The following is a 23,322-nucleotide window of genomic DNA, read 5'->3' on the forward strand; positions in this document are numbered from 1 at the left end:
GTGAAGGTGGCCCGTCATGACTCCCGACCTTCCAGGTCGAACAATTTCTTCAACCACCGCGTGACGTGCGGTGCGCGCAGCACGGAGACGGCGTCTCCGGGGGACTCGTGGAGCTCGAGGCCGCCCTCGGCCAACTCGCCCCAGCCCCCGTCGAGCGCGTCCTCATCCCGCTCCGGAGCCTCCGTCGCGCGCAGCAGCCTCACGGCGCCCTCGGTGGGCTCGGGGAGGTAGCGCCGCGCGGCGCGCAGGTGGCTGGCGAAGACCTTGAAGTGCACGTGCAGCTCCGCGAGCGAGAGCGCTTCCGGCAGCAGGCCCGTCTTCGCGCCTTCGGCATGCAGGTGCGCGAGCAGCGGCTCCGCGTCCTTGCTGGTGGTGAGCGCCGAGGGCAGCGCCGGGGCGTCGATGCCCGCCTGGGCGGCGAGCAGCTTCGCGAACAGTGCCCCCTGCGCGCCGGCCGTGGTGGCCGCCGTGCTGGCATCCGGCTCCGCGGGGAGCGGCTCGATGAGCAACAGCTCCACGGCATGGCCTTCGCGCTGGAGTTGCTGTGCCATCTCCCACGCCACCAGCGCGCCCATTCCCGGGCCGGCCAGCCGGTACGACCCCTGGGGCGCGGAGGCACGCAGGGCTTCCACGTAGAGCGTGGCCATCGCCTCCACCGACTCGAGCGGGGCGCGGCCCTCCTCCAGACCGCGGGCCTGGATTCCGACGACGCTCCAGCCCTCGGGGGCGTGGTTCGCGAGCTCCGCGTAGCCGTCCACCCGGCCATCCATTCCGTGGATGACGTGGAGCACGCGTCGCGCATCGGTGCCCGGGCGCAGCGTGACGAGCGGCGACCAGGTGGGCGTGGCAGGACGGGCCGTCGCCTTGGGGCGTGTGTCCTGGGCCTTCAGCGCCTCCTGGGCGCGCTCGAGCAGCAGGGCGAGCGACTCGACGGTGGGGGCCTCGAAGAGGGCGCGCAGCGGCAGCTCCACGCCCAGCACGGCGCGCACGCGGGAGACGACCTGCGTGGCCAGCAGCGAGTGCCCACCGAGCGAGAAGAAGTTGTCGGTGATGCTCACGCGAGGCGTGCGCAGCACCTCCGCGAAGGCCCCGGCCAGCAGCTCCTCCAGTGGCGTGCGAGGCGCGGAGAACGGCGTGGTGCCACGCAGGCTCTCCTCGTCCGGAGGAGGCAGCGCGCCGCGCGCCACCTTGCCGGTGGGCATCAGCGGCAGCGCCTCCAGACGCACGAAGATGGACGGCACCATGTACTCGGGCACCTTCTCGCGAAGGACCTGACGGGCCTCCTCGGTGCTCCACGGCGCGTCGGCCGGCAGCACCACGTAGCCGACGAGGCGGCGATCTCCCGCGACATCCTCGCGGACGATGGCCACCGCGTCGCGCACCTGGGGCAGCGCGCGCAGGGCCACTTCCACCTCGCCCAGCTCGATGCGGAAGCCTCGCAGCTTCACCTGGCTGTCCAGGCGGCCGAGGAACTCCAGGTTGCCATCCGCCAGCCACCGGGCCTTGTCGCCCGTGCGGTACAGCCGCGAGCCGGAAGCGCCGCCCATGAAGTTCGGCGGGAACCGGTCCGACGTCAGGTCCGGGCGGCCGTGGTAGCCGTGGGCCACGTTGGCGCCACCGACGTAGACCTCGCCCGCGACGCCGATGGGGCAGGGCGCGCCGTGCGGGTCCAACACGTAGAGCTGCACGTTGGTGACCGGCGAGCCCACCGGGGGCAGCGCCGGCCAGCGCTTGCGGTCCGCGGGTGCGCGCCACGCGGTGACGACGTGCGCTTCCGACGGGCCGTACTGGTTCTCCAGCGTGCACTCCGGCAGCCGGTCGAAGAACGCGAGCAGCGCGGGCGTCACCTGGAGCTGCTCGCCGGCGGTGATGATTTCACCCAGCGGTGGAAGCTCCTTCTCCGTGAGCGCCGCGTCGCACATGGCCTGGAGGGCGACGAAGGGCAGGAACAGCCGCTCCACGCGGTGCTCGCGCATGTAGCGCAGCATGGCGGGCGGGTCCTGGCGCAAGGAGCCGTTGATGAGCAGCACCTTGCCACCCAGGAACCAGGTGCCGAACAGCTCCTGGAACGACACGTCGAAGTTGAGCGACGCGAACTGGAGCGTCGTCGCGTCCGGCTTCACCGCGCGCTTCATCAACCACCACAGCATGTTGCCCACCGCGCGGTGGGACATGACGATGCCCTTGGGCCGGCCCGTGCTGCCGGAGGTGTAGACGAAGTAGCAGTTCGTCTCCGGCGACATGTCCACGTCGGGCGAGTGCGTCGGCCGCGAGGCGACGGACGTCTCCTCCTCGAGTCGGATCACTCGCGCCGTCAATCCCGGAGGCAGCGCGGAGACGAGCGCCGAGTGCGCGAGGACAACGGGCGCGCCGGTGTCCTCCAGCATCAGGGCCAGTCGGTCCGCCGGGTAGCTCGGGTCCAACGGGAGGAAGGCGGCGCCCGCCTTGAGCGTGGCCAGCACCGCGACGGGCATGTCCAGGCTCGCGCGCTCCAGGCACAGGCCCACCGTGCCATTGACGGGCACGCCGAGCGCGATGAGGTGATGGGCGAGCTGGTTGGCCCGCGCGTCGAGCTGCGCGTAGGTGAGTGAGCGGGTTCCATCCGTCACGGCCACGCGGTCCGGTGTGCGCGACACCTGGGCCTCCACCCAGCGGTGCATCAGGCCCGGCACGTAGGTCGGGTCCACCGCGGCGTTGAAGCCCTCGACGACCTGCTGACGCTCGGTGTCCGAGAGCAGGGGCAGCCGGCCCAGCGTCAGGTCCGGCTGGGAGACGGCGCCTTCGAGCAGGTGCTGGAGCGCCCCCACCATCCGCTCCGCCGTCTCTCGCGTAAAGAGGTCGGAGGCGTATTCCAGGTAGCCGGTGAAGCCCTGCGGCGACTCGAACACGGAGAGCGTTAGGTCGAACTTGGCCGTGCCGCTGGTGGCCTCCATCGCCGACATGCGGAGGCCCGCGGAGTCGTAGGTCTCCTTGTGGACGTTCTGGAGGACGAACAGCACCTGGAACAGCGGCGTGCGGTTGAGGCTGCGCTCGGGCTGGAGCTCCTCGACCAGCTTCTCGAACGGAACGTCCTGGTGCGCGTACGCATCCAGCGTCGCCTCACGTACGCGGCCGAGCAGCTCGCGGAACGTCTGGTGTTCGGAGAGCTGCGTGCGCAGCACGAGCGTGTTGGCGAAGAAGCCGATGAGCTTCTCGAGGTCGGAGTGGCGCCGGCCGGCGATGGGAGAGCCGATGCTGATGTCGTCCTGACCGGAGTAGCGCCACAGCAGGGTCTGGAAGGCGGCGAGCAGCACCATGAACGTCGTGGCGCCCTCGCGGCGCGCCAGGGTCTGGACCGCATCCTGGAGGCCGCGCGGCATGGTGACGCCCACCATGTCACCCTTGAAGCTGCTGACCGCCGGACGGGCGAAGTCCGTGGGCAGCTCCAGCGCCGGGGGCGCGTTCAGCAGATGTTTGCGCCACCAGGCCACCTGCCTGTCGAGCACGTCGCCCTTCAGCCAACTGCGCTGCCAAGCGGAGTAGTCCGCATACTGGAGCGGCAGGTCCGGCAGCGTGAGCGGCAGTCCCCGGGCGAAGGACGTGTACGCGGAGGCCAGCTCGTTGATGAGCAGACCCATGGACCAACCATCCGAGACGATGTGGTGCATGGACATCAGCAGCACGTGGTCCTCGGCGCCGAGCTTCAGCAGCCGGACGCGCAGGAGCGAGCGGTCCGTCAGGTTGAACGGACGCTGCGTCTCCTCGGTGACCGCGCGACGCGCCTCGGCCTCGCGGGCCTCGGGCTCCAGCGCACTCAGGTCCAGCACGATCAGCGCGGCGGGCTCGTGCGGATGGATGACCTGGATGGGCTGACCGTTGTTGCTCAGGATGGACGTGCGCAGGGACTCGTGCCGACGGAGCAACTCGTTGACGGCCCGGCTCATCGCGTCCACGTTCAGCGCGCCCTCCAGCCGCACGGTGGCGGGGATGTTGTAGAAGGCGCTGTTCGGCTCGAGCTGGTCGAGGAACCACAGGCGCTGCTGGGCGAACGACGCCGGCAGATCGCCCGTGCGCGCCACGGGGACCAGCGGCGGAATCTCCAGACCCTGGCCCTGCTGCACCGCGAGGTCCACGCGCTGCGCCAGTGCCGCCAGGTCGGGCGTGTCGAACAAGTCCCTCAGCGGCAGCTCCACCTTGAACACCGCGCGCATGCGACTGATGGCCTGGGTCGCCATCAGCGAGTGCCCGCCCAGCTCGAAGAAGTTGTCGTGGATGCCCACGCGCTCCACTTCGAGCACCGCGCACCAGATGGTGCCCAGCCGCGCCTCCGTGGGTGTGCGAGGCCCCACGAAGTCGGGCCGCCCGCTGACGTTGCTCATGTCCGGCGCGGGCAGGGCCTTGCGGTCCACCTTGCCGTTCGAGGTCAACGGCAGCGCGTCCAGCACCATCACCACCGTGGGCACCATGTACTCGGGCAGCGCGTCCTTCAGCGCCGAGCGCAGCGTCGCTCCGTCGGTGGGCACGCCTTCGCGCGCCACGGCGTAGGCGATGAGGCGCTTGCCGCCAGGTCCATCCTCGCGAGCCACCACGACGGCCTCGCGCACCGCCGGGTGCCGGGCCAGCGCGGCCTCGACTTCACCCAGCTCGATGCGGAAGCCACGCACCTTCACCTGCGCGTCCACGCGGCCGACGAACTCCAGCGTGCCGTTGTCGCGCCAGCGCACCACGTCGCCGGTGCGGTACAGCCGAGCGCCGGGCACCTCGGAGTACGCATCCGGGATGAAGCGCTCGGCGGTGAGCGCGGGCCTGCCCGCGTAGCCTCGGGCCACGCCGACTCCGCCCAGGTACAGCTCACCCTTGACGCCCACCGGCACCGGCTCGCCGCGTGCGTCGAGCACGTAGACGCGCACGTTGGCCAGGGGCCTGCCGATGGAGGGCACGTGGCTGTCATCCGCGACGACCTGTCCGAGCGTGGCCACGACGGTGGCCTCCGTGGGGCCGTAGGTGTTGAGGAACCGGCGACCCGGGGCCCACCGTGCGACGACGTCCGAGGGCAGGGCCTCGCCGCCGGAGATGACCGTCCGCAGCGCGGGCAGCGCGTCGGCGGGCGTGGCGGCCAGCGCCGCGGGCGTGAGGCTGATGACCGTGAGCGCCTGCTCTCGCAGCAGGGCGTGCAGCGGCGCGCCCGGCATCACCTTCTCCAGCGGCGCGAGCACCAGCGTGGCGCCCGAGGTCAGCGTGGTGAAGATCTCCTCCACGGACAGGTCGAAGGAGAGGTTGGCGAACTGGAGCACGCGCTCGCCCGGACCGATGCCGTAGGCCGTGGCCTCGTGCGTGACGAGGTTGGCCACGCTCCGGTGCTCCACCGCCGTGCCCTTGGGCTGGCCCGTGCTGCCGGAGGTGTAGAGCACGTACGCGAGGTTGCCGGGAGTGACGCCGGTGACAGGCGCCTCGATGCTCTCTCGCGCCAGGGCCTCGTGCGCGGTGTCCAGGCACAGGGCACGGGCGCGGTGCGGCTCGGGGAAGCGGTCCACGAGCGGGGACTGCGTCAGCAGCAGCGCGGCACCGCTGTCGTCGAGCAGGAAGGACAGGCGCTCGCGCGGCAGCAGCGGATCCACGGGCACCCAGGCGCCGCCCGCCTTGAGGATGCCGAGCAGGCCCACCACGACATCCAGCGAGCGTTCCACGCCGAGCGCGACGCGGACCTCGGGGCCGACGCCGTGACGGCGCAGCACATGGGCGAGCTGGTTGGCCCGCTCGTTCAACTGGGCATAGGTGAGCTGGGTGCCCTCGAAGGAGGCCGCCAGCGCGTCGGGAGCGCGGTGGACCTGGGCCTCGAAGAGCACGTGTACGCAGGCCTCGGGGAAGTCCGCGCGCGTGTCGTTCCACGTCACGAGCTGCCGCAGACGCTCCTCGCCGGAGAGCAGCGTGAGCGAGGAGAGGCGACGCTCGGGGGCGGAGACGAGCAGCTCCACGAGCGCCCGGAAGTGCCGGATCATCCGCTCGATGGTGGACGCGTCGTAGAGGTCCGCCTGGTAGTTGAATTCGCCCGTGAAGCCCGCTGCGCTTCGTCCCATGGAAAGCGTGATGTCGAACTTGGCGACATGGTCCTCGTCGGGGCCCGGACGCAGCGTCAGGCCCGGCAGTGAGGCCGTCGCGTCCGGTGTGTTCTGGAGGATGAACATCACGCGGAACAGCGGCGACTGCTGGAGGTCACGCAGGGGCTGGAGCTGCTCGAAGGGCAGGTGCTGGTGTGCGTAGGCGCCGAGCGCCGTCTCGCGCACGCGGCCCAGCAGCTCGCGCACCGTCGGGTCCCCATCCAGGCGCGTGCGGAGGACCAGCGTGTTGAGGAAGTAGCCGACCAGGCCCTCCAGCTCCGCGCGGTTGCGTCCCGCCACCGGCGAGCCCACGGAGATGTCGTCCTGACCGGAGTAGCGCGACAGGACGAGCTGGAACGCCGCCAGGAAGAACATGAAGGGGGTGATGCCTTCACGGTGGCAGAAGGTCTCGATAGCCACCGCCAGCGCGGGAGGCACCACGAGGGGCAACAGGCCGCCGCGAGGCCGCGACAGGTGCGCGCGCGGCCGGTCGGTGGGCAGCTCCAGATCCTGGGGAGCCCCATCGAGCTGTCGCTGCCACCAGGTGAGCTGACGGTCCAGCTCAGCGCCGTCCAGCCAGCGGCGCTGCCACGCGGCGAAGTCCGCGTACTGGAGTGGCAGATCGGGGAGGTTCGGCACGCGGCCGGCCTGGAAGTCACCGTACAGGAGCGCCATCTCACGGACGACGACGCTGATGGACCAGCCGTCGGAGACGATGTGGTGGACGTTGAGCAGCAGCAGGTGCTCCTGGTCCTCCAGCACCAGCACGGCGGCGCGCAGCAGCGGCCCGGTGCTCAGGTCGAACGAATACATCGAGTGTTCGCCCGCGTGACGTCGGGCCTCGAGGTCTCGCTGCTCGGCGGAGAGGTGGCGCAGGTCGATGACGGGCAGCTCGAACGGCGAGGGGGCGTGGATGACCTGCACGGGGCCCTCCGACTCCGTGTGGAACGTGGTGCGCAGGGCCTCGTGACGGTGCACGACGGCTTCCAGCGTCCGACGCAGCACTTCCACGTCCAGCTCACCGGAGAGCACCAGCGCCGTCGGGATGTTGAACGCGGGGCTGCCTGGCTCGAGCTGGTCCAGGAACCACACGCGCTGCTGCGAGAACGACAGGGGCAGCTTGCCCTCGCGCGGCGTGCGCTCGATGGGCGGCGCCGTCGTCGTCGCGCCGGTGCGCAGGGCGGTGTCGACCCGCTGGGCCAGCGCGGCGACGGTGGGGGCCTCGAAGAGGTCTCTCACCGGCAGCTCCACCGCGAAGGCGGAGCGGATGCGCGACGTCACCTGGGTGGCGAGCAGCGAGTGGCCGCCCATCTCGAAGAAGTTGTCCGTGACGCTGACGCGAGCCAGCTTCAGCACCGTCGCGAACAGCTCCGCCAGCTTCTCCTCCACGGGCGTGCGAGGCGCGGTGAACGCCGTGTCGCCGCGCAGGCTCTCCACGTCGGGCGAGGGCAGCGCGTTGCGGTCCACCTTGCCATTGGGCGTGAGGGGGAGCGCGGCGAGCACGGCGATGGCGGAAGGCACCATGTGCTCGGGCAGGCGTCGCTTGAGCGACTCGCGCAGGGCCGCGACGTCGATGGTGTCGCTGGAGTCGGCGACGACGTAGGCGATGAGGCGCTTGTCGCCAGCGGCTTCGGTACGGACGGTGGCGACGGCCTGGTGGACGGAGGGGTGGAAGAGGAGAGCGGCCTCGACTTCACCGAGCTCGATGCGGAAGCCGCGCAGCTTCACCTGGTCGTCGATACGGCCGAGGAATTCGAGGGTGCCGTCGGGCAGCCAGCGAGCCTTGTCACCGGTGAGGTAGAGGCGAGCGCCGGGGGAGGGGCTGAAGGGGTTGGGGACGAAGCGCTCGGCGGTGAGGGCGGGCTGGGAGAGGTAGCCACGAGCGAGGCCGACGCTGTCGACGCAGAGCTGTCCCGGGACACCGACGGGCAGTGGGCGCAGAGAGGCGTCGAGGACGTAGACGCGGACGTTGTCCCAGGGCTTGCCGATGGAAGGAGTCTGGCCGGGGAGAAGAGGTGCGGAGATGGAGGCGCAGACGGTGACTTCGGTGGGGCCGTAGGCGTTGAGGAGACGGAGGCGAGAGCCCCAGCGCTGGACGAGCTCGGGAGGGCAGGCCTCGCCTGCGGAGATGAGGGTTTGGAGAGAGGGGAGGTCCTCGGGGCTCATCTGCGCGAGGACGGAGGGAGTGAGGGTGACGGCGGAGATGGACTCGTCGCGGAGCAAGTCGCGCAGAGGAGCGCCGGGGAGGAGGCGCTCGCGAGGAGCGAGGACGAGGGTGGAGCCGGCGAGGAGGGCGCCGAAGATTTCTGCGACGGAGGCGTCGAAGCCGAAGGCGGCGTACTGGAGGACGCGAGAGGAGGGAGAGAAGCCGTGGGCACGGCCAGCGGTGAGAGCGGTGTTGGCGAGGCCGCGGTGCTGGAGAAGGGTGCCCTTGGGAGTGCCGGTGGAGCCGGAGGTGTAGATGACGTAGGCGAGGTTGTCGGCACTGGTGCTGGAGGCCGGAGCGGACTCGGGCTGCGCGGAGATGAGGCTCGCGTCGGAATCCAGCCGGACGACGCTTTCCACATTCAGACCCAGCGACTGCACCAGAGTCGCCGTGGTGACGAGCACGGGGGCTGCGCAGTCGCGGAGCATGAAGGAGAGGCGCTCGACGGGGTACGAGGCATCGAGAGGAACCCAGGCGCCGCCGGCCTTGAGGATGGCGAGGATGGAGACGACGAGGTCGAGAGAGCGCTCGACGCAGAGAGCGACGGGGACTTCGGCCGTGACGCCGAGGGAGCGCAGGTGGTGCGCGAGGCGATTGGCGCGAGAGTCGAGCTGAGCGTAGGTGAGGGAGTTGCCCTCGAAGCGAAGCGCGATGGCGTCAGGAGTGCGAGCGGCCTGGGCCTCGAAGAGGGCGTGCGCGGTGGCGTTGCGCGGGAAGTCTCGTGCCGTGTCGTTCCACTCGACGAGGAGCTGGTGCTGCTCGGCCTCGGAGAGCAGGGAGAGAGAGGAGAGAGGAGCCTCGGGCTGAGCCGCGGCCTTCTCGAGAAGGGCACCGAGGTGGATGAGCAGCCTGTCGACGGTTTGAGCCGTGAAGAGGTCGGTGCGGTACTCGATGCTGCACCCCAGGCCCTGGGCCGTCTCTTGGAGGGCGAGGGTGAGGTCGAGGCGCGAGGTGCCGGTGTTGGAGGGCTGGACGTGGAAGGTGAGGCCCGGGAGCTTCAGCTCGGCCTCGGGCTGATTCTGGAGCACCACGGCGACCTGGAAGAGAGGCGCGTGAGCGAGGCTGCGCTCGGGGTTGACGGCCTTGACCAGCTCCTCGAAGGGCAGGTCCTGGTGCGCGTAGGCGCCCAGCGTGTCCTTCCTCACGCGTCCGAGCAGTTCGCGGAAGGAGGGATTGCCACCCAACCGCGCGCGCAGGGCGAGCTGGTTGATGAAGAAGCCGATGAGGCCCTCGGTCTCCGCCTGGTTCCGGTTGGCGATACCGGTGCCGATGACGAAGTCCTCCTGGCCAGAGTAGCGGGACAGGACGGCCTGGAGGCCCGCCACCAGGGCCATGAACAGCGTGGAGCCCTCACGACGGCACAGCGCGTGGAGTGAGTCGACGAGCTGACGCGGCAGCACTCGCGAGACACTCGCGCCTCGGAAGCCCTGCACGGCGGGACGCGGGAAGTCCGTGGGCAGCTCCAGCAGCGGAGGAACCCCCGCGAGGAGCTCCTTCCACCAGGAGAGCTGGGTTTCGAGCGCCTCGCCCTGGAGCCAGGACTGCTGCCATGCGGCGTAGTCGGCGTACTGGATGGGCAGCTCCGGCAGCGGCGAAGGCTGACCCGAAGAGAAGGCCGCGTAGAGCGCCGCCGTCTCACGCACGAGCACATCCATGGACCAACCGTCCGAGATGATGTGGTGCATCGTCAGCAGCAGCACGTGCCGCTGTTCACCCAGCCGAAGCAGGGTGACGCGCAGCAGGGGGCCGTGCGTGAGATTGAAGGGACGACGAGCCTCTTCATCGACACGGAGCTGGAGCTCGGCATCGTCGAGTCCGGACAGCTCCACCACGGGCACCGACACAGGCATCGGCGCATGCACGAGCTGCTCGGGGCCCGCGCGGAACGTCGTGCGCAGCACCTCATGGCGCCGGACGACTTCCGTGAAGGCTCGCTCCAGCGCGTCCGTGTCCACCACGCCTTCGAGCCGCAGCGCGATGGGCATGTTGTACGACGGGCTGCCCGGCTCCAACTGGTCCAGGAACCACAGTCGCTGCTGCGCGAAGGACGGCACGAAGGCCCGGGGCGCTTCGCCATCACGCGGAAGGGCGGTGAGAGGCGGCCTCTGGAGCTTCGCGCCCGCGCTCAGGGCGGCGTCGATGCGCGTGGCCAGCGTGTGGACCGTCGGCGCCTCGAACAGCTCGCGCAGGGGCAACTCGACCTGGAACGCGGACCGCACGCGCGAGACGAGCTGCGTGGCGAGCAGCGAGTGTCCGCCCAGCTCGAAGAAGCTGACGGTGGTGCTGACACCCAGCACTCCGAGCACCTGGGCGAACAGCCCCGCGAGCAGCTCCTCGGTGGGCGTACCCGGCGTGGCCTGGGACGCATCCTCGGTGAGCCACGACTGCTCGGGCACGGGCAGCGCCTTGCGGTCCACCTTGCCGTTCGCGGTGAGGGGCAGCGCGTCCATCATCCGCAGCGCGGACGGAACCATGTACTCGGGCAGGCGCTGGGCGATGAACGCTCGCAGCGCGGGGGCCTCCAGCGAGGACGCACCCACGACGTAGCCCACCAGTCGCTTGTCTCCGGGTCGGTCCTCGCGAGCGAGCACCACGGCCTCACGCACCTCGGGATGCGCGAGCAGGGCGGACTCGATTTCGGCCAGCTCGATGCGGTAGCCGCGCACCTTCACCTGGGCGTCGGCGCGACCGAGGAACTCCAACACACCGTCATGGCGCCAGCGGGCCTGGTCGCCCGTGCGGTAGAGCCGGGCGCCGGGCACGGAAGAGAACGCATCCGGGACGAACCGCTCGGCCGTCATCGCCGGCTGGCCGACGTAGCCGCGTGCCACGCCCTCGCCTCCGATGAACAGCTCACCCGTGACACCCACGGGCACCACCTGCCCATGTGCATCCAGCACGTACACCTGCGTGTCACCAATCGGGCCGCCAATGGGCGCGGTGGCTCCGTGGATGGGGCCATTCACCGTCCAGGACGTGGCGTCGACCGCCGTCTCGGTGGGGCCGTAGCAGTTGGCCAGACGGGTCTCCGGCCACTGCGCGCGGATGCGCCGCGCGAGCTCCGCCGGGAGTGCTTCACCACCGGACACCAGCACTCGCAGGCCCGTGGCGCGATCGAGTCGCTCGGCCTCCACGAACAGGCTGAGCTGCGAGGGGACGAGCTGGAGCACCGTCACCTGCCGATGCGCGAGCACCGTCAGCAGTGCGTCCATGTCCAGGTCCGCCGCCGCCGGAGGCAACACGAGCCGCGCACCGCTGACCAGCGTGGAGATCAGCTCCGGCACCACGGCGTCGAAGCCAGGGGCCGTCTTCTGCAGCACGCGGTCGCTGGGCCCCAGGCCCAGATTCGCGCTGAACCAGGCTGTGTGTCGGGCCAGGGCGCGGTGCGGCACCAGTACGCCCTTGGGGCGTCCCGTCGAGCCGGACGTGAAGAGGATGTACGCCGCGCTCTCCGAAGACAGGACAGGGGCGCGGAAGGTGTTGCTCGCCACCGGTTCGGACGCCAGCACGTCTTCGAGTACCAGGACGCCAGCCGTCCCCGCTGGCAGCGCGTCACGAAGCGCGCGCTGGGTCAGCACGACCGTGGGCGCGGTGTCGTCCAGCATCATCGCCAGTCGCTCGGACGGCGAGGAAGGATCGAGCGGGACCCAGACGCCGCCCGCGGCGAGAATGCCCAGGACTCCGGCGACCAGTTCGGGTGAGCGACGCGCGAACAGACCGACGCGCACTTCGGGCCCGATGCCTCGCTGACGCAGCACTTCCGCCAGCGCGAGCGCCTGCCGCTCCAGCTCGCGATACGTGAGCTGCCCGTCGTTCCACTCCAGGGCGACAGTCTCGGGGGCCAGGGCGGCGCGCGACTGGAACCACGCGAACACGGAGGTGTCGCGCGGGAAGTCCGAGCGCGTGTCGTTCCACTCCACCACCAGCCGGTGCCGCTCCTCGGTGGAGAGCACGGGCAGCTCGGCGAGCGTGAGGTCCGGGTGGTTCATCGCCGCTTCGAGCAGGCGTGTGAAGTGCCCCGTCATGGCCTGGATGGTCTCCAGGTCGAAGAGGTCCGTGTTGTATTCGAACCCGCCCGTGAGCCCGTCCTGCGTCTCTTGGAGGACGAGGGACAGGGCGTACTTCGCGATGCCCGGGTCAACGTCCGCGGAAGTGAGAGTGAGCTCTGACAGGGTCAGCGAGGGGGCAGGCATGTTCTGCAGCGCGAACATCACCTGGAACAGCGGCGAGTGACTCAGGCTGCGCGCGGGCTGCAACTCCTCCACCAACTGCTCGAACGGGACGTCCTGGTTCGTCAGCGCGCCGAGCGCCGTCTCTCGGGCCTGCTCGACGAGTGCGCGGAACGTCATGTCACCGGACATGCGTCCACGGAGGACGAGCGTGTTGATGAACACGCCGATGAGGCCCTCGGTCTCCGGACGATTGCGCCCGGCCACCGGTGAGCCCACGAGCACGTCGTCCTGACCCGTGGCGCGGTACAGCAGCGCCTCGAACGCGGCGAGCAGCACCATGAACGGCGTGGCGCCCATGTGCTGGCTGAAGGTCGTCACGGCGGAGGAGACCGCAGGAGACAGTCGCACGGGGTAGGTCGAGCCGGCCTGGGTCTGCATCGCCGGAACGGGACGGTCTGTCGGCAGCGTGAGCACGTGGTTCGCGCCCGCGAGCTGGGTCCTCCAGTACGTGAGCTGTCGCTCCAGCTCACCGGCCTCCAGCCACTGGTGCTGCCAGGTGGCGTGGTCGGCGTACTGCACGCGCAGCTCCGGCAGGGACGCGGGACGTCCCTCGCGAGCGGCGATGTACAGCTCCCCGGCCTCGCGCACGAGCACGCCCGTGGACCAGCCGTCGGAGATGATGTGGTGCATCGTCAGCAGGAGCACGTGCAGGCGCTCATCCATGCGGAGCAGCGTCACGCGCAGCAGGGGGCCTCGGGCCAGGTCGAAGGGCCGCTGCGCCTCCTGGAGCGACAACCTCTTCGCTTCGTCCTCGCGTTGCGCGGAGGGGTGCTCGGACAGGTCCACGAGCGCGAACGTGAGCTCCGCCGTCTCGGCGATGGCCTGCACCGGGCTGCCGTGGGCGTTCGCGGGGAACGTGGTGCGCAGTGACTCATGGCGCCGCACCAGCGCGCCGAAGGCCTGCTCCAGGGCCGCGACATCGACCGGGCCATCCAAGCGGATGGCGGCGGGCAGGTTGTAGAGGGCGGTGCCCGGCTCGAGCTGATCCAGGAACCACAGCCGCCGCTGCGCGAAGGACAGCGGGAGCTCACCCGTGCGAGGCACCGGCACCAGCTCTGGCGCCCGTGACGCACCCGCACCCGCATGCGCGACCGCTTCGAGCCGTGCGGCCAGCTTCGCCACCGTGGGGGCCTCGAACAGCTCCCTCAGTGGCACTTCCATGCCGAAGGTGGCCTGGATGCGAGACATCGACTGCGTGGCGAGCAGGGAGTGGCCGCCCAGTTCGAAGAAGTCGTCGTGGATACCCACGCGCTCGATGTGCAGCAGCTCGGCCCAGAGTGCGGCGAGCTGGGTTTCGACGTGGGTCCGGGGCGCGACGTATTCGCGGACCGGAGCGGAGAGGGACGCGTCGGGCGAGGGCAGCGCGTTGCGGTCCACCTTGCCATTGGGCGTGAGGGGGAGCGCGTCGAGCACGGCGATGGCGGAAGGCACCATGTGCTCGGGCAGGCGTCGCTTGAGCGACTCGCGCAGGGCCGCGACGTCGATGGTGTCGCTGGAGTCGGCGACGACGTAGGCGACGAGGCGCTTATCGCCGGCGGCTTCGGTACGGACGACGGCGACGGCCTGATGGACGGAGGGGTGGAAGAGGAGAGCCGCCTCGACTTCACCGAGCTCGATGCGGAAGCCGCGCAGCTTCACCTGGTCGTCGATGCGGCCGAGGAATTCGAGAGTGCCGTCGGGCAGCCAGCGAGCCTTGTCACCGGTGAGGTAGAGGCGCGCGCCGGGGGAGGGGCTGAAGGGGTTGGGGACGAAGCGCTCGGCGGTGAGGGCGGGCTGAGAGAGGTAGCCACGAGCGAGGCCGACGCTGTCGACGCAGAGCTGGCCGGGGACACCGACGGGCAGTGGGCGCAGCGAGGAGTCGAGGACGTAGACGCGGACGTTGTCCCAGGGCTTGCCGATGGAAGGAGTCTGGCCGGGGAGGAGAGGAGCGGAGATGGAGGCGCAGACGGTGACTTCGGTGGGGCCGTAGGCGTTGAGGAGACGGAGGCGAGAGCCCCAGCGCTGGACGAGCTCGGGAGGGCAGGCCTCACCGGCGGAGATGAGGGTTTGGAGAGAGGGAAGGTCCTCGGGGCGCATCTGCGCGAGGACGGAGGGAGTGAGGGTGACGGCGGAGATGGACTCGTCGCGGAGCAAGTCGCGCAGAGGAGCGCCAGGGAGGAGGCGCTCGCGAGGAGCGAGGACGAGGGTGGAGCCGGCGAGGAGGGCGCCGAAGATTTCCGCGACGGAGGCGTCGAAGCCGAAGGCGGCGTACTGGAGGACGCGAGAGGAGGGAGAGAAGCCGTGGGCACGGCCAGCGGTGAGCGCGGTGTTGGCGAGGCCGCGGTGCTGGAGAAGGGTGCCCTTGGGAGTGCCGGTGGAGCCGGAGGTGTAGATGACGTAGGCGAGGTTGTCGGCGCTGGTGCTGGAGGCCGGAGGGGATTCGGGCTGCGCGGAGATGAGGCTCGCGTCGGAATCCAGGCGGACGATGCTCGGGACTTTCAGGCCCAGCGACTCGACGAGCGACGCCGTGGTGACGAGCACGGGGGCGGCGCAGTCGCGGAGCATGAAGGAGAGGCGCTCGACGGGGTACGAAGCATCGAGAGGGACCCAGGCGCCGCCAGCCTTGAGGATGGCGAGGATGGAGACGACGAGGTCGAGAGAGCGCTCGACGCAGAGAGCGACGGGGACTTCGGCCGTGACGCCGAGGCCACGCAGGTGGTGCGCGAGGCGATTGGCGCGAGAGTCGAGCTGAGCGTAGGTGAGGGAGTTGCCCTCGAAGCGAAGCGCGGTGGCGTCAGGAGTGCGAGCGGCCTGGGCCTCGAAGAGGGCGTGCGCGGTGGAGTCGCGCGGGAAGTCTCGTGCCGTGTCGTTCCACTCGACGAGGAGCTGGTGCTGCTCGGCCTCGGAGAGAAGAGAGAGGGAGGAGAGAGGAGCCTCGGGCTGGGCCGCGGCCTTCTCGAGAAGGGCACCGAGGTGGATGAGCAGCCTGTCCACGGTGTGAGCCGTGAAGAGGTCGGTGCGGTACTCGATGCTGCAACCCAGGCCCTGGGCCGTCTCCTGGAGGGCGAGGGTGAGGTCGAGGCGCGAGGTGCCGGTGTTGGAGGGCTGCAGGTGGAAGGTGAGGCCCGGAACCTTCAGCTCGGTCTCGGGCTGATTCTGGAGCACCACGGCGACCTGGAAGAGAGGCGCGTGAGCGAGGCTGCGCTCGGGGTTGACGGCCTTGACCAGCTCTTCGAAAGGAAGGTCCTGATGCGCGTAGGCGCCCAACGTGTCGTGGCGGACACGTGCGAGCAGCTCGCGGAAGGACGGGTTGCCACCCAGCCGTGCGCGCAGGGCGAGCTGGTTGACGAAGAAGCCGATGAGGCCTTCGGTCTCCGAGTGGTTCCGATTGGCGATACCGGTGCCGATGACGAAGTCCTCCTGTCCGGAGTAGCGGGACAGGACGGCCTGGATGCCGGCCATCAGGGCCATGAACAGCGTGGAGCCCTCACGACGGCACAGCGCGTGGAGTGAGTCGACGAGCTGACGCGGCAGCACTCGCGAGACACTCGCGCCTCGGAAGCCCTGCATGGCGGGACGCGGGAAGTCCGTGGGCATGTCCAGGTGCAACGCCGCTCCGGACAGATACGCACTCCACCAGTCGAGCTGGGTTTCGAGCGCCTCGCCCTTGAGCCAGGACCGCTGCCATGCGGCGTAGTCGGCGTACTGGATGGGCAGCTCGGGCAGCGGTGAAGGGCGCCGCGCCGCGAAGGACTCGTAGAGCGCGGTGGACTCACGCACGATCAGGCCCATGGACCAGCCGTCCGAGATGATGTGGTGCATCGTCATCATCAACAGGTGCTGGGTCGCACTCAGCCGCAGCAACGCGGTCCGCAGCAGGGGGCCACGCGCGAGGTCGAAAGGACGCTCGGCCTCCGCGAGGACTCGACGCTGGACTTCCTCGTCGCGCGCCTCTTCGGTGAGCGCGGACAGGTCTTCCAGCGGCATTGGCACGGCCGCGGGAGGATGGATGATTTGAACCGGGCCCTCGCGGAACGTGGTGCGCAGCACCTCGTGGCGGCGCACCAGCTCCGTGAAGGACTGCTGCAGTGCGTCCATGTCCAGCGTGCCCTCGAGATGAATCGCGAGGGGCATGTTGAAGGTCGCGCTACCTGGCTGAAGCTTGTCGAGGAACCACAAGCGCTGCTGTGCGAACGACAGCGGTGGCGGCTGCGAGCGGTCCGTGCGGACCAGCGGCGGCGTTTGCGACCCGGCCGTCTGTTGATTCACTCGCTCGGCGAGCTGTGAAACGGAGGGGGCCTCGAAGAGTTCGCGGAGTGGGAGCTCGACGTTGAAGGTGGAGCGGATGCGAGAGACGACCTGGGTGGCGAGAAGGGAGTGCCCACCCAGGGCGAAGAAGCTCTCGGTGACGCTGACGCGAGGCAGGTTGAGGACGGCGCCGAAGAGCTCGGCGAGCTTCTCTTCCGTGGGGTTACGAGGTGCGACGAAGGACGACTCGTCCGTCAGGCTCGCCGCGTCGGGTGCCGGCAGCAGCCTCCTGGCGAGCTTCCCGCTGGGAGTCAGCGGCAGGGCCTCCAGGGCGACGAAGACGGAGGGCACCATGTACTCGGGCAGGCGCTTGAGCAGGGCGGAGCGGAGCGCTTCGGGGGTGACTGCGTCCGTCCCAGAGACAGGGACGACATAGCCGACGAGGCGCCTGGCGCCGGGGACGTCCTCTCGGACGATGGCCGCGGCGTCGCGGATGCCGGGCAGGGAGCGCAGCGCGGCCTCGACTTCGCCAAGCTCGACGCGGAAGCCGCGCAGCTTCACCTGTCCGTCGAGACGGCCGAGGAACTCGACGGTGCCCGAGGCGGTCCATCGAGCGGAGTCGCCGGTGCGATAGAGGCGTGCACCCGGCGTCGACGAGAACGGGTGGGGAACGAACTTCTCGGCCGTCAGCGCGGGCCTGTCGGTGTAGCCGAGTGCCAGGTGCGCGCCGCCGATGAAGAGTTCACCGGGCACGCCCACGGGCGTCGGCTGGCCAAGCGAGTCGAGGACGAAGAGCTGCGTGTGAGGCAGCGGCGAGCCGATGGAGGGCAGCCGGGGCCAGGAGGCGGGCGCTCCCTGCATGCGGAACGCGGAGACGACGTGCGTCTCGGAGGGACCGTACTGGTTCTCCAGGACGCAGCCCGGGAGCTTCTCGAAGAGGGCGACGAGGGCGGGAGTGATCTGGAGTTGCTCACCGGCCGTCACCACCTCGCGCAACGTCGTGGGAACGGTGGCGCCGTGAGAGACGGCGTCCGCGAGGGCCTGGAGCGCGACGAAGGGCAGGAAGAGCCGCCCGACGCGCTGCTGGTGCATGAAGTCGAGCAGCGCGGGGATGTCCTGGCGCAGACCGCCAGTGGGCAGCACGAGCGTTCCGCCGGCCCACCAGGTGGAGAAGATCTCCTGGCACGACACATCGAAGCTGAGCGAGGCGAACTGGAGGGTGGTGGCCGAAGGCACCACGGACTGGCGCAGCTGCCAGGACAGCAAATGGCTCAGCGCGCGGTGAGGAAGGGCGACACCCTTGGGTCTGCCGGTGGAGCCGGAGGTGTAGATGACGTAGGCGGGGGACTCGGGAGAGAACGCGACGTCGGGCGAGTGAGGCGGTTGGGCGGAGATGGCGTCCGCTTCCGCGTCGACGAGGATGAGTCGCGCACTCGATGACGCGGGCAGCGAGGCCCGGAGGCTGGAGTGGGAAACGACGACCGGCGCCGCGGAGTCCTCGAGCATGAACGCGAGGCGCTCGGAGGGGTAGTTGGGGTCGAGCGGCAGATACGATGCGCCGGCCTTGAGCGTCGCGAGGACCGCGACGGCCATGTCGAGCGACTTGTCGAGGCAGAGGCCGACGGAGCTGCCCGGTGAGACGCCGTGTTCGCGCAGCAAGTGCGCGAGTCGATTGGCCCGCGTGTCGAGCTGGGCGTAGGTGAGCGAGGCGACACCATCCGAGACGGCAATGGCGTGGGGCTTCCGCGCCACCTGCGCTTCCACGGGACGGTGGATGGGCGAGGTGACGTGATGGACGCTCGCGGTGTCGTTCCACTCGGTGAGGAGCTGGTGCTTCTCCTGCGTGCTCAGCAGCGGCAGGTGGGCGAGGGACTGGCTCGGGTCGGCGATGGCGGCCTGGAGCAGCCGCGACAGGTGCTCGCCCATGCGCTGGGCGGTGCTCCGGTCGAAGAGGTCGGTGTTGAATTCGAGCAGGCCGTGGATGTCGGCGCCGGAGTCGACGAGGAGAATCGAGAGGTCGAACTTGGCGGTGCCACTGTCCACGTCGATGGCGCGCAGGGCGCCGGACGCGTCACTCCGGGACGAGACGGGGGGCGCCGTCTGCAGCGCGAGCATGGCCTGGAAGAGGGGTGAGCGGCTGAGGTCGCGCTGAGGCTGGAGTTCCTCGACGAGCTTCTCGAAGGGAACGTCCTGGTGCGAGTAGGCGCCGAGGGTTGACTCGCGCACCTGGGCGAGCAGCTCGCGGAAGGACATGTCCAGGCGAAGCTGGGTGCGCAGCGCGAGCGTGTTGACGAAGAAGCCGATGATGCCTTCGAGCTCGGCCTGCCGGCGGTTGGCGATGGGCGAGCCGACGACGATGTCGTCCTGGCCGGAGTAGCGGGCGAGGAGGACGTTGAAGGCGGACAGCAGCACCATGAAGGGCGTGACGCCCTCGCGGTTGCAGAGGGTGCGAAGCGCGGTGGTGAGGTCCGTGCCGAGGCGCACGGGGAGATTGGCGCCGTGGGCGGACTGGACGGGAGGACGCGGCCTGTCGGTGGGCAGCTCCAGGGCATGCGGCGCCCCCGCGAGGTGGTTGCGCCACCAGGAGACCTGCTGAGCCAGCGCCTCATCCCGCAGCCAGCCTCGCTGCCATGCGGCGTAGTCGGCGTACTGGAGTGCCAGCGGCGCCAGCGGTGAGGGCAGGCCCTGGCTGAAGGCGGAGTACAGCTCGAGGACCTCGCGGCCGAAGACTCCCGCGGACCAACCGTCCGAGACGATGTGGTGGACGGTGATGAGCAGCACATGGCGCTGCTCGTCGAGGCGCACGAGGGTGGCGCGCAGCAGCGGGGCGCGCGTCAGGTTGAAGGGAGTCTGGGCCTCGACGGTGGCGAGGCGCTGGGCTTCGGCGTCGCGGGTGGATTCCGGAAGGTGTCCGAGGTCGACGTGCGAGAGGTCGAACGGGACGTCGGTGTGGATGCGCTGCGCGGGCTGGCCGTCGTCACGGGAGAGGAACGTGGTGCGAAGCGACTCGTGGCGACGGACGAGTTCCTGGAGTGCGCGAGAGAGCGCTTCGGTGTGCAACTCACCGTTCACCTGGAGCGCGGTGGGGATGTTGTAGAAGGGACTGTCGGGCTGGAGCTTGTCGAGGAACCAGAGGCGCTGCTGCGCGAAGGAGAGCGGCAGGTCGCCGGAGCGCGGAACGGGCGCCAAGGGCGGAAGCTGGAGGCCGTCCTGAGTCTGGCGGGTGGCTTCGATGCGCGGCGCGAGCTGGGCGACGCTGGCGGCCTCGAAGAGAGCACGAACGGGCAGCTCGACGCCGAAGGACTGGCGAATGCGAGAGATGAGCTGGGTGGCGAGGAGGGAGTGGCCACCGAGTTCGAAGAAGTTGTCAGTGACACCGACGCGCTCGACGCGGAGGACTGAGGCGAAGAGGGAGGCGAGCAGCTCCTCGGAAGGAGTGCGAGGCGCGATGTGCTCACGCGAGGTGGGAGTGAAGTCCGGAGCCGGGAGCGCCTTGCGTTCCACCTTGCCGCTGGGGCTCAGGGGGAGTGCGTCGAGGAAGACGAAGGCGGAGGGCACCATGTACTCGGGGAGGCGCTGAGAGAGCGCGGCCCGGAGTGAAGCGGAGTCGGTGTCGCCAGAGGAGACGACGTAGGCGACGAGACGGGACTCGTCACGGACGACGACGACGGTGTCGGAGACGGAGGGAAGCGAGCGAAGCGCGGCCTCGACTTCGCCCAACTCAATGCGGAAGCCACGCAGCTTGACCTGGAAGTCGGAGCGGCCGAGGTACTCGAGGGAGCCGTCTGGGAGCCAGCGAGCGACGTCGCCGGTGCGGTAGAGGCGGGCACCAGGAGAGGCGCTGAAGGCGTCGGGGATGAAGCGCTCAGCGGTGAGGTGGGGCTTGCGCCAGTAGCCGAGGCCGACCTGGACACCGCCGATGAAGAGCTCACCGGGGACACCGACGGGAGAAGGCTGGTTGTCGGAGTCAAGGACGTAGAGGCGGGTGTTGGCGACGGGCCTGCCGATGGGGATGGAGGACTGGGAGGAGCCGCGAGCGCAGTGGAAGAAGGAGACGTCGACGGCGGCCTCGGTGGGGCCGTAGAGGTTGTGGACCTCGGCGGAAGCGGGCAGGCGCGCATGGGCGCGAGTCACCAAGTCCGAAGTGAGAGCCTCACCACTGCAGACGACGCGACGAAGCGAGGAGAGCTTCTCGACACCCGGCTCCTCCAAGAAGGCGCGGAGCATGGAGGGGACGAAGTGGAGCGTGGAGACACGCTGCTCGGAGATGAGGCGGACGAGGTAGGCGGGGTCCTGGTGTCCACCGGGTTTCGCGAGGACGAGCCGCGCGCCGGTCATGAGGGGCCAGAAGAACTCCCAGACGGAGACGTCGAAGGAGAAGGGAGTCTTCTGGAGGACGGTGTCCATCGCCGTCAGCGCGTACTGCTGCTGCATCCACAGCAGGCGGTTGACGACGCCCGAGTGGGCATTCATGGCGCCCTTGGGGCGGCCCGTGGAGCCCGAGGTGAAGATGACGTAGGCGAGGGCGTCAGGGCCGGCGAGCGACTCCAGCGAGGAGGAGGGCTGTCGCGAGACAGCGTCCCACTGGGAGTCGAGGCAGAGGACGCGAGAGGCGTGCTGGGGGAGGACGGACGTCAGGTGCTCATGGGTGAGGAGCACGGGAGCGTCAGCGTCCTCGAGCATTCCGGCGAGGCGCTCGCGGGGATACGCGGGGTCCAGGGGGACGTAGGCAGCGCCGGACTTGAGGACTGCGAGCAGGGCGACGACGAGGTCGAGCGAGCGCTCCAGGCAGACACCGACGAGAGAGCCGGGGCGCGCGCCGAGAGTACGCAGGTGGTGAGCGAGCTGGTTGGAGCGTGAATCGAGCTGCGCGTAGGTGAGGAGACTGTCTTCGAAGCGAACGGCCTCGGCATGGGGAGAACGAAGCGCCTGCGCTTGGATGATCGAGTGAAGGGTGGCCTCACTCGGGTACTTCACGTGAGCGCCCTGGAAGTCGGAGAAGAGTTGAGTCTTCTCGTCGTCGGCGAGCAGGCCGAGATGACGCAGGGGTGCGTCGACGCGAGAGGTGGCGTCGGTGAGGAGGCTGACGAAGTGGCGAGCCATGCGACGCGGAGTGGCTGCGTCGAAGAGGTCGGAGTTGAAGTCGAGGGAGCCGAGCAGACGACCCTGGCTCTCGCTCATGCCGAGGGAGAGGTCGAACTTGGCGGAGTGAAGCTCGGAGGTGAGGACGTCGAGGGAGAGGCCCGGGAGGCGGAGGGCATCGTCAGGAGCGTTCTGGAAGGTGAAGGAGACCTGGAACAGCGGGCTGCGACTGAGGTCGCGCTGAGGCTGGAGTTCCTCGACGAGCTTCTCGAAGGGGACGTCCTGGTGCTCGTAGGCCGCGAGGGTGGACAGGCGCACCTGCTCCAACAACTGGCGGAAGGACTGGCCGCCATTGATGTGAGCACGCAGGACGAGCGTGTTGACGAAGAAGCCGATGAGGCCCTCGGTCTCCGCGCGATTGCGGTTGGCGATGGGAGAGCCAACGCAGATGTCGTCCTGACGAGAGTAGCGAGACAGCAGCAGTTGCCACGCGGCGAGCAGCACCATGAAGGGCGTGGCGCCCTCGCGCTGGGCGAGTGCCTTCACGGCGAAGGTCAGCTCAGCAGACAGCTCGAAAGGAATCAGCGAGCCGCGGAAGGACTGGACGGCGGGACGGGGCCTGTCGGTAGGCAGCTCAATAGCAGGAGAAGCGCCCGCGAGCTGGTTGCGCCACCAGGCGATTTCTGAGGCGAGGACATCACCCTGGAGCCACTGGCGCTGCCAGACGGAGAAGTCGGCGTACTGGATGGGCAGAGGGGCAAGCTGAGCGGGCTCGCCCCCGGAGAACTGGCGGTAGAAGGCGGCCAGCTCGCGGACCATGACGGCGATGGACCAACCGTCGGAGGCGATGTGGTGGACGGTGACGAGCAACTGGTGCTCGGACGCATCCAGGCGGAGGAGTGACGCGCGGACGACGGGGCCCCGGGCGAGGTCGAACGGACGCACGGCTTCGGCTGCCGCCAACCGCTGTGCCTCGGCGTCACACTCCTGCTGGGGCAGGGCGGAGAGGTCAATGAGAGGCATCTCCAGCCGGAAGTCGAGCTGGACGTGCTGAACGGGCTGGCCCTCATGAATGGCGAAGTGGGTGCGCAGGGTCTCGTGACGCTGAATCAGCGCGTTGAGGGACTGGAGCAGCGCATGCGAGTCAAGCGAGCCAGAGAGCTTGAGCGCCCAGGGGATGTTGTAGGTGGAAGCGCCGGGCTGGAGCTGGTCGAGGAACCAGAGGCGCTGCTGGGCGAAGGAGAGAGGCAGCGGCTGGGCCCGGTCGACAGGGAGGAGGGCCGGCTGGCGAGACGAGGAGCCGTGGAGCAAGTCGAGCCGCTCGGAGAGGAGAGCGACGGTGGGAGAAGAGAAGAGCTCACCGAGGGGCAGCTCGACGTCGAAGGTGGAGCGGATGCGAGAGACGACTTGAGTGGCGAGGAGGGAGTGGCCGCCCAACTCGAAGAAGTCGCCGTGGATGCTGACGCGCTCCAGGCCGAGGACGTCGGAGAAGATGGAG

The 23,322-nt window shown here is 69.6% G+C and carries 1 protein-coding gene; it reads right to left on the minus strand.

Annotated features, from left to right (window positions below; all coding sequences use genetic code 11):
* Positions 1 to 14: 14 nt before the first annotated feature.
* Positions 15 to 23,261, minus strand: coding sequence for a non-ribosomal peptide synthase/polyketide synthase (locus tag HUA76_RS26410; protein ID WP_254614479.1), 23,247 nt, complete (start codon positions 23,259 to 23,261; stop codon positions 15 to 17).
* Positions 23,262 to 23,322 lie beyond the last annotated feature (61 nt).

The sequence above is a fragment of the Myxococcus sp. CA056 genome, from assembly GCF_013336715.1.
GTDB lineage: Bacteria > Myxococcota > Myxococcia > Myxococcales > Myxococcaceae > Myxococcus > Myxococcus llanfairpwllgwyngyllgogerychwyrndrobwllllantysiliogogogochensis.